Annotated in this window: 13 protein-coding genes; 11 read left to right on the top strand and 2 right to left on the bottom strand. The window is 71.9% G+C overall.

From position 1 onward, the window contains the following. The first annotated feature begins 88 nt into the window (after positions 1 to 88). The 6 genes from ribH (at position 89) to IE257_RS27375 (ending at position 4,999) form a co-directional block, all read left to right on the top strand. On the top strand, positions 89 to 574 hold the full coding sequence (gene ribH, locus IE257_RS27400) for a 6,7-dimethyl-8-ribityllumazine synthase (protein ID WP_007262951.1): 486 nt from the start codon (positions 89 to 91) through the stop codon (positions 572 to 574). A 35-nt stretch (positions 575 to 609) separates the two neighbouring features. Then, positions 610 to 888 carry a phosphoribosyl-ATP diphosphatase gene (locus IE257_RS27395; RefSeq protein WP_052875834.1) on the top strand — a complete coding sequence of 93 codons (279 nt, stop codon included), beginning with the start codon at positions 610 to 612 and terminating at the stop codon, positions 886 to 888. Positions 889 to 944: 56 nt separating this feature from the next. After that, complete coding sequence (hisG, locus tag IE257_RS27390) at positions 945 to 1,793, top strand: ATP phosphoribosyltransferase (protein WP_030388523.1); 849 nt, start codon at positions 945 to 947, stop codon at positions 1,791 to 1,793. 94 nt (positions 1,794 to 1,887) lie between these two features. Further along, positions 1,888 to 2,352 (top strand): PH domain-containing protein, encoded by a 465-nt coding sequence (locus IE257_RS27385; protein WP_189972578.1) that lies wholly within the window; start codon positions 1,888 to 1,890, stop codon positions 2,350 to 2,352. 200 nt (positions 2,353 to 2,552) lie between these two features. After that, complete coding sequence (locus IE257_RS27380; protein WP_189972577.1) at positions 2,553 to 3,959, top strand: hemolysin family protein; 1,407 nt, start codon at positions 2,553 to 2,555, stop codon at positions 3,957 to 3,959. Continuing rightward, the gene (locus IE257_RS27375) at positions 3,956 to 4,999 is read left to right on the top strand and encodes a hemolysin family protein (RefSeq protein WP_189972576.1); all 1,044 of its coding nucleotides are present in this window, start codon (positions 3,956 to 3,958) and stop codon (positions 4,997 to 4,999) included. Before IE257_RS27380 ends, IE257_RS27375 begins: the two co-directional genes overlap by 4 nt. A 52-nt stretch (positions 5,000 to 5,051) precedes the next feature. Here IE257_RS27375 and IE257_RS27370 read toward each other — a convergent pair whose 3' ends face one another. Beyond that, positions 5,052 to 6,971, bottom strand: a complete 1,920-nt coding sequence (locus IE257_RS27370; RefSeq protein ID WP_189972575.1) for an AAA family ATPase — start codon at positions 6,969 to 6,971, stop codon at positions 5,052 to 5,054. A 378-nt stretch (positions 6,972 to 7,349) separates the two neighbouring features. Continuing rightward, positions 7,350 to 7,982: a uridine kinase family protein gene (locus IE257_RS27365; protein WP_189972574.1), complete on the bottom strand. Its 633-nt coding sequence runs from the start codon at positions 7,980 to 7,982 to the stop codon at positions 7,350 to 7,352. A 152-nt stretch (positions 7,983 to 8,134) separates the two neighbouring features. On the opposite strand from IE257_RS27365, the gene IE257_RS27360 reads away from it, so the two are divergent. The 5 genes from IE257_RS27360 to IE257_RS27340 all read left to right on the top strand — a co-directional run bounded on the left by IE257_RS27360 (position 8,135) and on the right by IE257_RS27340 (position 12,636). Continuing rightward, positions 8,135 to 9,532, top strand: coding sequence for a C39 family peptidase (locus IE257_RS27360; RefSeq protein ID WP_189972573.1), 1,398 nt, complete (start codon positions 8,135 to 8,137; stop codon positions 9,530 to 9,532). A gap of 96 nt (positions 9,533 to 9,628) precedes the next feature. Then, on the top strand, positions 9,629 to 10,060 hold the full coding sequence (locus IE257_RS27355; protein ID WP_189972572.1) for an SPW repeat protein: 432 nt from the start codon (positions 9,629 to 9,631) through the stop codon (positions 10,058 to 10,060). 253 nt (positions 10,061 to 10,313) lie between these two features. Further along, positions 10,314 to 10,466 carry an SCO1431 family membrane protein gene (locus IE257_RS27350; protein ID WP_106977581.1) on the top strand — a complete coding sequence of 51 codons (153 nt, stop codon included), beginning with the start codon at positions 10,314 to 10,316 and terminating at the stop codon, positions 10,464 to 10,466. Between the two features lie 161 nt (positions 10,467 to 10,627). Continuing rightward, the gene (locus IE257_RS27345; RefSeq protein WP_189972571.1) at positions 10,628 to 11,317 is read left to right on the top strand and encodes a TetR/AcrR family transcriptional regulator; all 690 of its coding nucleotides are present in this window, start codon (positions 10,628 to 10,630) and stop codon (positions 11,315 to 11,317) included. Positions 11,318 to 11,463: 146 nt separating this feature from the next. Next, on the top strand, positions 11,464 to 12,636 hold the full coding sequence (locus IE257_RS27340; RefSeq protein WP_189972570.1) for an acyl-CoA dehydrogenase: 1,173 nt from the start codon (positions 11,464 to 11,466) through the stop codon (positions 12,634 to 12,636). Positions 12,637 to 13,989 lie beyond the last annotated feature (1,353 nt).

Genomic DNA, 13,989 nt, shown 5'->3' with positions numbered 1-13,989 from the left:
CCACCCGTACGTATTTCCACCACCGGTCTCCACCGACCGGTTTCCACCACCGGCCATCCACCGACACGAACCACCGAGGAGCAGAGCTGTGAGCGGCAAGGGCGCACCCGAACTGAGCGTGAAGAACTGCGGAGACCTCCGAGTCGCCGTGATCGCGGCCCAGTGGCACGAGAAGGTCATGGACGGACTGGTCGACGGAGCCCTGCGGGCCCTGCACGAGCTGGGCATCGACGAGCCCACCCTGCTCCGGGTCCCCGGCAGCTTCGAGCTCCCGGTCGTGGCGAAGGTACTGGCCGGTCGCGGTTACGATGCCATCGTCGCCCTCGGAGTGGTCATCCGCGGCGGCACCCCGCACTTCGACTACGTCTGCCAGGGCGTCACCCAGGGCCTGGTACAGGTGTCGATCGACACCGGAGTCCCCGTCGGCTTCGGAGTACTGACCTGCGACAACGACGAGCAGGCGCTGGACCGCGCCGGCCTCGAAGGGTCGAACGAGGACAAGGGGCACGAAGCGGTCACCGCCGCCGTCTCCACCGCCATGACCCTGCGCACCGTTAGCGAACCCTGGCGCTGAGTGGCGTAGGGGAACCCCGTATTCTGAGGACCATCATGGCGAACGAATCCTCCAAAACCTTCGAAGAGCTCTTCACCGAGCTCCAGGCCAAGGCCAACGGCGACCCCAGCACGTCCCGCACCGCCGAGCTCGTCGGCAAGGGCGTCCATGCCATCGGCAAGAAGGTCGTCGAGGAGGCCGCCGAGGTCTGGATGGCCGCCGAGTACGAGGGCAAGGAAGCCGCCGCCGAGGAGATCTCCCAGCTGCTCTACCACGTCCAGGTGATGATGGTGGCGCGCGGGATCTCCCTCGACGACGTCTACGCGCACCTCTGAGCCAGGCACGCACACCCGCCCGCAATCCCGTATATCCACGCCCCAAAGGAAGCCCCATGCTGCGCATCGCCGTCCCCAACAAGGGTTCACTCTCCGGACCGGCGTCGGCGATGCTCCATGAGGCCGGCTACCGGATGCGCAAGGAGTCCAAGGAGCTCGTGGTCGTCGACCCCGAGAACGAGGTGGAGTTCTTCTACCTCCGCCCCAAGGACATCGCGATCTACGTCTCCTCGGGCAAGCTCGACATCGGCATCACCGGCCGCGACCTGCTGCTCGACTCCGGCGCCAGCGCCGAGGAGATCCTCCCGCTGAACTTCGGGCGCTCCACCTTCCGCTACGCCACCAAGCCCGGCACGGCGAAGGGCCCCGAGGACTTCACCGGCATGACGATCGCGACCTCGTACGAGGGAATCGTCGCCAAGCACCTCGCCGAGCAGGGCATCGACGCCTCCGTCGTCCACCTCGACGGCGCGGTCGAGACCGCCATCCAGCTCGGCGTGGCGCAGATCATCGCGGACGTCGTCGAGACCGGCACCAGCCTGCGCAACGCCGGTCTGGAGATCATCGGCGAGCCGATCATGACCTCCGAAGCCGTCGTCATCCGCAGCAACGCCTCCGACCCCGAGGACCCGCGCGCCCAGCAGTTCCTGCGCCGCCTGCAGGGCGTCCTGGTGGCCCGCAGCTACGTGATGATGGACTACGACTGCCGCGCCGAGCACCTGGAGCGCGCGGTCGCCCTCACCCCCGGCCTCGAGTCGCCGACCGTCTCCCCGCTGCACAACGAGGGCTGGGTCGCCGTCCGCGCGATGGTCCCCGCCAAGGAGGCCCAGCGGATCATGGACGACCTGTACGAGCTCGGCGCGCGCGCGATCCTCACCACCTCGATCCACGCCTGCCGCCTCTAGCGGGCCCCCGGCACCCCCTGGCGGGTGCCCGGCGCGCCGCACACCGGCACGCCGACCGCCCGACCCGCACGTCACCTCCAGAAGGCAACGCACCATGGCCGAGTCCGCCGCCCAGCCCGTCACGCCCGCCCTGCCGGTCACCTTCCGGCCGACCCGCACCCGGGTCGTCCTGCTGGGCGTCGGCCTCGCCATGTTCACCACCATCACGGCGATCGCCCTGCTGCTGGAGAACCTCAGCCCCGGCGAGCGGATCAGCTTCGTCTTCACCGCCGTCCTGCTGAGCTCCGTACTCGTCCTGCTCAGCCGCCCCAAGGTGGTCGCGGACGAGGCCGGCGTCACCGTCGTCAACCTGACCACCACCCGGCGCCTGGAGTGGGCCCAGATCCTGCGGGTCAACCTCCGCCCCGGCGACCCGTGGGTCTTCCTCGACCTCAGCGACGGCACCAGCCTGCCCGCCCTCGGCATCCAGCCCGGCGTCGCCAAGCAGCAGGCGATCGGCGACGCACGCGCCCTGCGCGCACTGGCCGAGGCGCGCGGAACGGGCCCGAACGACCACTGAGTCGGCCCATCCTCCCGGCTGCGTACCGTTGCGGCCGGGATCTCAATGACTACCCTGGTGGCGGGGCGCAGCTGTGCGCCCTCCCACCGGCCCCGGGACCTCGTGGCCCGTGGGCACCTTCGACTTGAGGAGTGACTCCCTCCAGCAATGGACGGATCGTCCGGTAGTACCCGCGCCGCCCTCCCCCCGGAGGCGGCGGCATGACCATCCCGCTACTTCTGCTCGCGGCGGCCTTCGCCCTCATCCTCGCCAACGGTTTCTTCGTGGCGGCCGAATTCGGCCTCGTCACCGTGGAGCGGGCCGAGGCCGAACGCGCCGCAGCCGACGGTGACCGCCGTGCCCGCACGGTGGTCAAGGCCCTGAGGGAGCTGTCCTTCCAGCTCTCCGGCACCCAGCTCGGCATCACCATCACCTCCCTCGTGGTCGGCATGCTCGCCGAGCCCGCCCTCGCCGCACTGCTGGCCGGGCCGCTCGCCGCGACCGGCCTCCCCCGGGGAGCCGTCTCCGGCGTCGCCGTCGTCATCGGCATGCTGCTCGCCTCCGCCGTCCAGATGGTCGTCGGCGAGCTCGTCCCGAAGAACTGGGCGGTCTCCCGGCCGCTCCAGGTGGCCCGCTTCGTCGCCGGCCCCCAGCACGCCTTCTCCCGGGCCTTCCGGCCGGTGATCGCCGGTCTCAACGCCGTGGCCAACCGCCTCGTGCGCCTCCTCGGCGTGGAACCGACCGAGGAGATGGCCTCCGCCCGGACCCCCGGCGAACTGCTCTCCCTGGTCCGCCATTCGGCCCAGGCCGGCGCCCTGGAACAGGACACCGCCGACCTCTTCGTACGGACCCTCTCGCTGGGCGAGCTCACGGCCCAGCACGTCATGACCCCCCGGGTGAAGGTCAGCGCCCTGATGCACACGGCCACCGCGGCCGACGTGCTCAACCTGACCCGCGCCACGGGCCTGTCCCGGTTCCCGGTCTACCGCGACCGCATCGACGAGGTCACCGGCGTGGTCCACCTCAAGGACGCCCTCGCCGTGCCCGAGTCCGAGCGCGACCGCACGAGCGTGAGCCGGATCTGCGTCGCCCCGCTGCTGGTGCCCGGCTCCCTGCCGGTGCAGCCGCTGCTGGAGCGGCTGCGCAGCGAGCAGCCGATGGCCGTCGTCGTCGACGAGTACGGCGGCACCGCCGGCGTCGTCACGCTGGAGGACATCGTGGAGGAACTCGTCGGCGAGGTCCGCGACGAGCACGACTTCGCCGAGGACGACGGCCCCGAACTGGCCGCCGTACCGGCGGAGGACGGCCGCCCCTCCTGGGAGGCCGACGGCAGCTGCCGGGTGCAGACCCTGCGCCGGATAGGCCTCGAAGTGCCCGAGGGGCCGTACGAGACCGTCGCCGGGCTCGTCGCCGACCTCCTCGGCCGGATCCCCGCCCCCGGGGACCGAGCCGAGCTCCCCGGCTGGAAGCTGTCCGTCCGCCGCGTCGGCCGCAACCGCGCCGAACGCGTCCGGCTGGTCCGGCTGGCGGCGGTACCCGCGGCCGGTACGTACCGGCCGGCCTCCGCGGCCGACGGCGCGACCGCGTTCGAACCCGAGCGGGCCGAGCTGGAAGGCGCCGCCCGATGAACGCGCTCCAGCTCCTCTTCGCCCTGCTGCTGGTCCTCGCCAACGGCTTCTTCGTCGGCGCGGAGTTCGCACTCGTCTCCGTACGGCGCAGCCAGATCGAGCCCCTCGCGGCCGAGTCCAAGAGGGCCCGCCAGGTGCTCCACGGCCTGGAGAACCTGCCCCGCATGATGGCCGCGGCGCAGTTCGGCATCACCATCTGCTCGCTCACCCTCGGCGCGGTCGCCGAGCCCACCGTGGCCCGGCTGCTGGAGCCCCTCTTCCACGCCGTCCACGTACCGCAGGGCCTGATCCACCCCCTCGGCTACGCGTTCGCGCTCAGCGCCGTGGTCTTCCTGCACCTGGTGATCGGCGAGATGGTGCCGAAGAACCTGGCCATGGCCGCCCCCGAGAAGACCGCCCTGTGGTTCAGCCCCGGCCTGGTCGCCTTCGCCCGCCTGTGCGGGCCGGTCACCACCGCGCTCGGCGCCTGCGCCAAGCTCGTCCTGAAGCTCTTCAAGGTGGAGCCCAAGGACGAGGTCGAGGCCGTCTACACCTCCGCGCAGCTGGGCCGGCTCCTCAAGGACTCCCGGCAGGCCGGACTCCTGGAGCCGGTCGAGCAGGAGCGGCTGGAGGACGCACTGGAACTGGGCAGCCGCCCCGTCACCGACGTCCTCCTCGGCCCGGACCGGCTGGTCACGGTCGGCCCGGAGGTGACCCCGCGCCAGATCGAGCAGCTCACCGTGCGCACCGGGTACTCCCGCTTCCCCGTCCGCGCGGAGAGCGGTGCCTTCATGGGCTACCTGCACGTCAAGGACGTACTGGACCTGGAGAACCGGGAGCGGGCCGTGCCCCAGCGGGTCTGGCGCCGGATGACCACGCTGTGCGCCACCGTCCCGCTGGACGACGCCCTCGGCGTCATGCGCCGGGACGCCACCCACCTCGCGCAGGTCGCGGACCAGACCGGCCGGGTCCTGGGCCTGGTCGCCCTGGAGGACGTCCTGGAAATGCTGGTCGGCGAGGTCCGCGACCCGTCCCACCGGGTCCCGGCCGGCCGCATGTAGACCCCGCGCCCCCGAACGACGGCGGGGCTGGATCCACCAGCCCCGCCGACGCCTACAACGCCGGGGGATCCGGCCTTTCCTGGGGGCCGCGGCCCGACAGGACCTCCCCGTACGCCTGCATCAGGTCCGGCAGCCGGAGCGTGGCCAGGTCGTCCCGCGACGGCTCACCCGCGAAGCCCGCCAGCCGCAGGTCCCGGTACGCGCAGCTCTTCTCGTACAGGGTCCGCAGGAACCGGCCGTTGCCGAGCTCGTCGATCCAGCCCTGCTCCACCACGTGCCCGCTGATGCTGTGCAGCTCCTCCAGCGCCTCCTCGTCCCAGTGGTCCCCGTTCGCGTCCGCCAGCACTCCGCCGATCGCGGTCAGTTCCAGCGGCCGGTAGCTGGGGAAGTCCACCCGGGTGGTGAAGCGCGAGGACAGTCCCGGATTGGCGGCGAGCAGCCGGTCCATCCCGGCCGGGTAGCCCGCCAGGATCACCACCAGGTGGTCGCGGTTGTCCTCGGCCCGCTTCAGCAGCACCTGCAGGGCCTCGTCCCCGTACGCGTCGCCCTTGCTGTAGCCCGAGTTCGACAGCGAGTACGCCTCGTCGACGAACAGCACCCCGCCGATCGCCGAATCGATCAGCTCGTTCGCCTTCACCGCGGTCTGCCCGAGGAACTCGCCCACCAGGTCGGCCCGCTGCGCCTCCACCAGATGGTCACCGCCGAGCAGGCCCAGTGCGTAGAAGACCCGGCCCAGGATCCTGGCGACGGTCGTCTTGCCCGTACCGGAGGGGCCGGAGAACACGAAGTGCCGCTTCGGCGGCTGCACCGGGAGGCCCTGACCCGCTCTCAGCCGCGCCATGTGCAGCTGCGCGGAGAGCGCCTTCACCTGCCGCTTGACCGGCTCCAGGCCCACCATCCGCTCCAGCTCCGCCAGGGCCTCGGCGAGCGCCGCCGGGTCCGCCGGCCCGGCCGGCAGCCCCTCGGGCGTGCCCTGCGGCGGGACGGGCGCCTTGCGCCGCGCCCCCTCCACCCGCCCCGTCGGGGGAGTGGGCGGAGCCAGCGGATCCGGTTCGACCTGGCCGTCCGCCGCGATGTCCTGGACGGGCCCGCCGCCCAGCGCGACCGCCGCGAAGTCCCCGCCGGCCGGGGACGGGCCGTGCCCGGCGTAGCCCCCGTACCCGGTGTATCCCGCCAGGCCCGCCAGATCGGCCACGCCGTCCGTGTCGTCGCCGTCCTCGATGGCCGTCAGCCGGGCCGCGGTGTCCATGAAGGAGGGATCCACCCGGTGCACCGCCCGGTACAGCGGCAGCGCCGCCGCCGTGCGCCCGGTGCCCTCCCGCGCCCGCGCCAGCCAGTACCGCAGTTCCTTGCGCTGGGGCTGCTCGCTGCGGCAACGCATCAGCGCCGCCGCCAGCATCGGCTCCGCCTGTCCGTACATCTCCAGCCGGACCCGCGCCATCCCGCCGAACAGCCCGGCCTCGATGCCCAGCAGCGGATCGTGCACCAGCGGCTCGGTGTGCCGGACCAACTGCTCCCAGTCCTTGACCAGATAGGCGCGGCAGGCGTGCAGGAACCGCACCTGCGCGTCGGCGTCCACCGGTGGCAGCGCGGCCAGAGCCTGGTCCAGCTCCGGCACGTGGCGGCCGTCCAGCCAGTGCGAGGCATGGGCGAGGAGCAGGTCCCGTCGGCTCTCCAGCACGGGTTGCACCCACCAGCCCAGCCAGTACCAGGAGTTCAGCGTCCGCCGATGCCGGGCGCGCTGCTCGCCGAACCGGTCCCGGTGGGCGTACATCCGAAGTAACGCGTTGCCGGTGTCGACCCGGAGCGCGTGCAGGCCGAGCCAGGCGTCGGCCATGGAGGGATCGAGTCGTACGGCCGCCCGGAACTCCTCCTCGGCCTGCGGATAGGCGCCCATCGTGCAGGCGTCGACCCCGCGCAGCCAGGCGAGTTCGGCCGGGGCGTGCATGCTGCCCGGCGTGCCGAAATCCATCACGTCCCCCACAAGCCTGCCCCCGTGGTGCGCGGCAACCCCTGTGACGAGCACATGAGTTGCCCACTGCGCCGATGAAATCAGGGCTGCATCGTACCCGCGGTCACGCACCTTACGTAGGGCGCGACGGGCCCGGTTCCGGCGTGCGCCCCTCGGGCATCCGGTGACTCAGGGTGAATGATCGGGGCGGGATCGGCCCGTGCGGGACCGCCCGGGAGGGGGCCGCGGGCAGAACGAAGCCCCCGATCACGGGGGAACAATCGGGGGCTTCGTGTGCGCGCCGGCCTGTGAAGGCCTCGCATTGAGAACGTAAGGCCGGTGCGGACCCCGGGTCAAGCGGGTCGGCGCGGGCCCGGCGGTGCTGAAATCCGGGGCCGTTCAGGCCCGGGGGAGGTCGTCACGCCCGGTGACGGAAGTGGCGTTTCCCGCCGTCGCTCGAGTCCCGGAAGTCCACTCGTATCCCGTACCGCTCTGGCGTACCAGGGTGTCGGCGAAGGGGCGCGAAGGGTCGTTGGAGAAGTGCGCGCGCTCCGCGCGCTCCCATCCGTCCCAGAAGTCGGAAAGTTCACGCCCGTCCCGGTTTCGCCCTCGCTGCCAGGACTCCTCGCGCGGCATCTCCATCCACAGGAGCCGCGCCAGACGCGGGCGCAACGCCCTCCGCCCTGCTCCGACCCCCTCGACCAGCAGTACCGGCACCGGCTCCAGCACCCGCTCCGGCCCGAAGCGGCGCTCCACCCAGTCGTACGGGGCCCAGCGCGCGGGCCGTCCGGCGGCGAGCGGCTCCAGCACCTGCGCGCGCAGCCGCTCCTCCCAGCCGAACAGCTCCGCATGGCTGGCCACGTCGTCCAGGTGCAGCACGGGCGCCCCCAGCAGCTCGGCGAGCCGCCCCGCGAAGGTGCTCTTCCCCGATCCCGCGTGCCCGTCGATGCCGATCACGCGCACCGGGCCGAGCGAGGGCGCCGCGGCCGCGAGCTCCCGTGCGAGTGACTCAAGTGACTGCTGTGGCTCCACCCGACCAGCCTAGACAAGCCCGACACGAGCCGTGGCTTCGGGCTGCCGACGCCGGGAACTGGAAGGGTGATGCCACCCACGTGCCAGCCACGCGCCACCCACGAGCCGCCGAAGTGCCGCCGGAACGCCGACCCACCCTGGGGGAACACGCGATGACCGAACCCACGCCGCGCAGGGCCGTACTCGTCGCCGCACTGGCGGTCGCCGCCGCGGCCACCGCCGCCACCGTCCCGGGGGGCAGCGCCTCCGCGGCGACCCCTGCGACCCCTGCGACCCCTGCGACCCCCGCGGCCCCGCGGCTGCCGGGCCCCACCGTCGACAACCGCTTCTGGTACTCCTACGCCCACTGGCTCGCCGGCACCCACCGGGGCACCACCGCCGTCGGCGGCTCCCGCCCCGGCCTGGAGATCGCGGCGGCCGTCGGCCGCACCGAGTACGCCGACCCGCACACAGGGCGCAAGGCCACCTGGGAGTACGCCACCTGGACCTCCCCGGTACACCGCTCCACCGTGCCCGCCGCCGAGGCCATCACCTCGTGGAACGCCCGTACCCCGGCCGGAACCTGGATCCAGATCGAACTGCGCGGCACCTACACCGACGGCACCCCCACCCCCTGGTACGTCATGGGCCGCTGGGCCTCGGGCGACGACGACATCCGCCGTACCTCGGTGGACGGCCAGACCGACGGAAGGTCCACGGTCTGGACCGACACCCTGGCCCTCGACGGCCCGGCCGCGGCCGCCGGCCTGCGGATGGCGGCCTGGCAGCTCCGCCTCACCCTCCACCGGCGGCCGGGCGCCGAGCGCGGACCCACCGTATGGCTCGCGGGCGCCATGGTCTCCGACGTGCCGGACCGCTTCACCGTCACCCCCTCCGCCCCCTCCGCCCGCAGCGCCCACGAGCTGAAGGTCCCGCGGTACTCGCAGGAGGTCCACGCCGGCCAGTACCCCGAGTACGACAACGGCGGCGAGGCCTGGTGCAGCCCCACCTCCTCCCAGATGATCATCGAGTACTGGGGCGGCAGGGCCGCCCCCTCCACCCTGACCTGGGTCAATCCGAGGTACGCCGACCCGCAGATCTGCCACGCGGCCCGCTCCACCTACGACGCCGCCTACAAGGGCTGCGGGAACTGGCCCTTCAACGCGGCCTACGCCGCCACCTACCGCGGGCTCGCCGGAGTCGTCACCCGCCTCACCTCCCTGGCCGACCTGGAGACCCTCGTTCGGGCCGGCATCCCGGTCATCACCTCCCAGTCGTTCCGCCCGGACGAGCTCACGGGCGCGGGCTACGGGACAGCCGGCCACCTGATGACCGTCATCGGCTTCACCGCTGCCGGGGACGTGATCGCCAACGACCCCAACTCGCCCGACAACCCGTCGGTGCGCCGCGTCTACCGCCGCGCCGAGTGGGAGAACATCTGGCTGCGCACCAAGCGCACGGGCGTCTCCGGCAAGGTCACCTCGGGCTCCGGGGGCATCTGTTACCTCTATGCCCCGGCTCTCCCGAAGCGGGCGCAGGTCCGCGCGCTGCGCGCGGTGGGGGTGCTGTGAGGAGCCGCGAATTTTTCCGTTGACCAGCGGCGCGGGTAAGCGGAACATAGTGGGGTAAATGGCACATAAAGGCTTCTCAGTAGGAGGCGGCCAGCCATGACCACCCATCCCAGCATCGAGCAGCACCCCGACCTCGCCGAGATGCGTACCCGGTTCGAGCGGGTGACCAGCACCCCCCGCGCGCAGGCTGTCGAAGCACTGGCCCTGATCACGGGTCTGTACCTGGCCGCCTCGCCGTGGATCGCAGGATTCAGCGGCCTCACCCCGCTGGCCATCAACAACCTGATCGCCGGCCTGGCCTTCTGCCTGTGCATGAGCGGTCTGGGTTCCGCATACGAGCGCACCCACGCGATGGCGTGGACGGCGGTCGCCCTCGGCGCGTGGACGATCATCGCTCCGTGGGTCATCGCCGGTGAGATGGACACGACGCGAACGGTGGTCAGCAATGTGATCGCCGGAGGCGTCGCCCTGTGCCTCGGCCTCGCGATGGCGGCGATGGCCGGCCGCAACCGCGAGTCCCGCGTCTGACCGGGGCGCCGGAGGAAGCGCCGGAGCGAGGCGCCGGAAGCCGGATGTGTGAGCGTGCCGGGTCCCGACCGAGCAGGCCGGGGCCCGGCCGTCTGCCGTCCTGGCCGCATGGTCGGCTGCCCCGCGGCTGTCCTCCTTGCCCGTCTCTGCATGCCTCTGCGTGCCACTGTCGGCGTCTGTCGGAGTTTGCGTGACGCATGCCACCCATGGCGTATCTACCGTGAAAGCCGCGAACGCTGGCACATTGGACGCCATGACTGCCGACAGCGCCGCCCCCACCGCCGCCCCCCGGAACCTCGTCCGTACCGGAGGTCCCAAGGACGACTCCTCCTGGCTGGAGCACGTGCTCGGCTGGACCCTGGTGGTCGTCGTCGCCATGTTCGTCACCCAGATCGGCTGGCTCTGAGCCCCTCCCGGGCGTCCCGGATCACGGGGCTGCCGCCCGCAGTCCGTCGGTGACGATCACCTCCGAGGTCACCGGCACCTGCTGAGCGCTCACCCCGGGAGCGCGAAGCCGGGTCTGCCATACTGCGGGCATTCTGTGGCAGTTCGAGACCAGGGCTGAATTTGAATAATAGTCAACAGCGCGGAACGACCCGGCGATCCCAGGTGCGCAGGACCGAACTCATAGCCACCGGGCGCAAGTTGTTCGCCGACACCTCGTACGACGCGCTCTCCATGGACGACATCGCCAAACAGGCAGGCGTCGCCAAGGGGCTGATCTACTACTACTTCACCAGCAAGCGCGGCTACTACCTCGCCATCGTCGAGGACTCCGTCGCCGAACTCGTCGCCCGCGCCGGCGGCGACACCGAGCTCCCGGGCGTGGAGCGCGTCCGCCGCACCATCGACGGCTACCTGTACTACGCCGAGCACCACCGCGCCGCCTACCGCACCATCGTCACGGGCGGCGTCGGATCCGACGCCGAGGTGCTCGCCATCCGTGACTCCGTCCGCGAGGAGCTCGTCGCCACCATCGCCGACGGCGCGTACGGGCGCCGCGCACTCCCCCCGATCGCCCGGCTCGCCCTCGTGGGCTGGCTCTCCGGGGTCGAAGGGGCCACGCTGGACTGGATCGGCGCACTGGGTGACCCGGACCAACCCGACCGTGCCCGGCTCGGAGCCCTACTGGTGCGCCAGCTGCGTGCCACACTGACGGTGATCGAGGAGTTCGTCCCGGAGTGTCCGGCACCTCCCGCTTCCGAGGAGCCGTCCGATCAGCGCGGTGATCTTGTACCGGTGACGGGAAGCCCCTGATCGGGCATACTCAAGCCGCCGCAGCCACTGAACAGCCCCTTCCGTGATCCGGGAGGGCAGCATCGGCTGTGGGATTACCGAGACCCGGCGACGCGTCCCACACCCACGCGCCGCCGCCGTGCCCGACCAGGGAGGAGAGCGCCGCCATGACAGACCGCGCCCCGCAGCCGGTGGACCGACAGCTGCCCACCGAGGAGTCCCGGGACCTCCTCGCCCTCGTACGCGAGATCGCGCAGCGGGAGATCCGCCCCAGGGCAGCCGAGGAGGAGGACTCCGGCCGGTTCCCGCGGGAGGTCTTCACCCTGCTCTCCGAGGCCGGCCTGCTCGGCCTTCCGTACCCCGGGGAATTCGGCGGCGGCGAGCAGCCGTACGAGGTCTACCTCCAGGTCCTCGAAGAGCTGGCCGCGGCCCGCCTCACCGTCGGGCTCGGCGTCAGCGTGCACTCCCTGGCCTGCCACGGACTCGCCGGCTACGGCACCAAGGAGCAGCAGAGCGCCCACCTCCCCGAGATGCTCGGCGGGGGCCTGCTGGGCGCCTACTGCCTCTCCGAGCCGGCCGCCGGCTCCGACGCCGCCTCCCTCACCACCAAGGCGGTGCGCGACGGCGACGACTGGATCATCACCGGCACCAAGGCCTGGATCACCCACGGCGGGGTCGCCGACTTCTACACCGTCCTGGCGCGCACCGGCGCCCAGGGCCCCAAGGGCATCACGGCCTTCCTGGTCCCCGGGGACGCCGAGGGCCTGACCGCGGCCGTACCCGAGAAGAAGATGGGCATGAAGGGCTCGCCCACCGCCCAGCTGCACTTCGACGGCGTACGGATCCCCGACGCCCGCCGCATCGGCGAGGAGGGGCAGGGCTTCACCATCGCCCTGGCCGCGCTCGACGCGGGGCGCCTGGGCATTGCCGCCTGCGCCATCGGCGTGGCCCAGGCCGCGCTGGACGAGGCACTGACGTACGCACTGGACCGCAAGCAGTTCGGGCACCCGATCGCGGACTTCCAGGGGCTCCGCTTCATGCTGGCCGACATGGCCACCAAGATCGAGGCGGGCCGGGCGCTGTACCTCGCGGCGGCGCGGCTGCGCGACGCGGGCAAGCCGTTCTCCCGCCAGGCGGCCATGGCCAAGCTGTTCTGCACGGACGCCGCGATGTCCGTCACCACGGACGCGGTGCAGGTCCTCGGCGGATACGGCTACACGGCGGACTTCCCTGTCGAGCGGCTGATGCGCGAGGCGAAGGTGCTCCAGATCGTGGAGGGCACCAACCAGATCCAGCGCATGGTCATCGCCCGCCACCTGGCGGGCCCGGAGACGCGCTGACCGCGGTCAGTACAGCCCGCTGCTCGTGGTGGGCCAGACCGGGGAGGACGTGAGCCGCGACCACTCCGGATCACGCCGGCCGGGCAGAGTCCGGCCGGCGTCGGCCCACCGCGCCAGTAGATCCCGGTAGATCGGCGGATCCGGCGCTGGTTGTGGTTGCTGCGGTTGTTGCGGTTGCTCGCGCGGACGCTGAACCGATTCTTCGAAACCCGGCGGCACCGGGCGACGCCTTCGGCCCGTTGAAGACTGAAGCATGGTCATACCCGGCCAACGCGGAACCGAAGGCCCGGGTAATCGCCGCCGGGGTGCGCCTATCCGTTCGAGGTGTCGCCGGGGGCGGGGGCGGGGTTTGCGGCTGGGGCTGGGCGGGCGGGGTCGGTGCCGTCTGGGGTGGCTGCGGTGGGCGGGAGCCGCGGGGGCGGTGGTCAGAGTCGCGTATGGGGGTTTCCCGTCAGTCTCATCGTCTCTCCGTGTCGGGCCGGTCCCTCAAGGGCGCTCCTCCTTCGTCGTCGCGTCGCTGCGCGATGGCCTTCGGCCACCCTTGACCGACCGTCCCGCCCCGGAAATCCGAAGACTGCCGGGAAACCCCCAAAGGAACGGGCCGGGCCTTCCTTTCATGGACGGGGACATCAGAGATCCGCGACCCGGCCGGGGTGGGCGCGCTTCCGAGGCCGGGCCCATCGGGAGCGGCCTGCCGGGTCGGGGGAAGCGCATCCAATCGCTACGCGCTCCTCATCTCTCAGCGTCCGACGACCGTCTGGGGTTGGGCATAGGCCGCCCACGACCCGTTGCCGCTTCCCCTTCACGCGTCCGACGACCGGCCGGGGCCGTTGAGAGGGACTGACGGCTGATTCCTCGGCCATGTCGTCGTGGATCCGGGGCGGCGAGGGACTGAGTCCATGAGCAGGGGTCCAGACAGGGGTAATTGGGGCGAATGGCCGGCCTTTTGAGGCGCCTACGTGCGCTGACCCGTCCCCACGACGACATAGCCGCTGTCCGGCGCCTTTCCACCCCCGCGAGGGGCCGGACGCCGTCCATGAGAAGCATCCGAGGCCCGTGGGCGGCCTATGTCCGGCCCCGGACGGTCGTCGGACGCATGTCGAGCGTCGAACCGAGGCCCGTGGGCGGCCTATGTCCGGCCCAAGACGGATCGCAGACGCTGAGAGATGAGGAGCGCGTAGCGATTCGGTGCGCCCACCGCCCCGGAGGGCCGCCCCGGGGTGGGCCCGTCTCTCGGTCACCCCACCCCTGGCCCGCTCGGGCATCTCCGACCACCCCGTCCCCAAAGACTTGGTCCGGCCCGTTCCTTTGGGGGTTTCCCGGCAGTCTTCGGATTTCCGGGGCGGGACGGTC

Source organism: Streptomyces avidinii, from assembly GCF_014650695.1.
GTDB classification, from domain to species: domain Bacteria; phylum Actinomycetota; class Actinomycetes; order Streptomycetales; family Streptomycetaceae; genus Streptomyces; species Streptomyces avidinii.
Note: the sequence above shows the minus strand (reverse complement) of the source record. Positions and strands in the feature narration are given on the sequence as shown.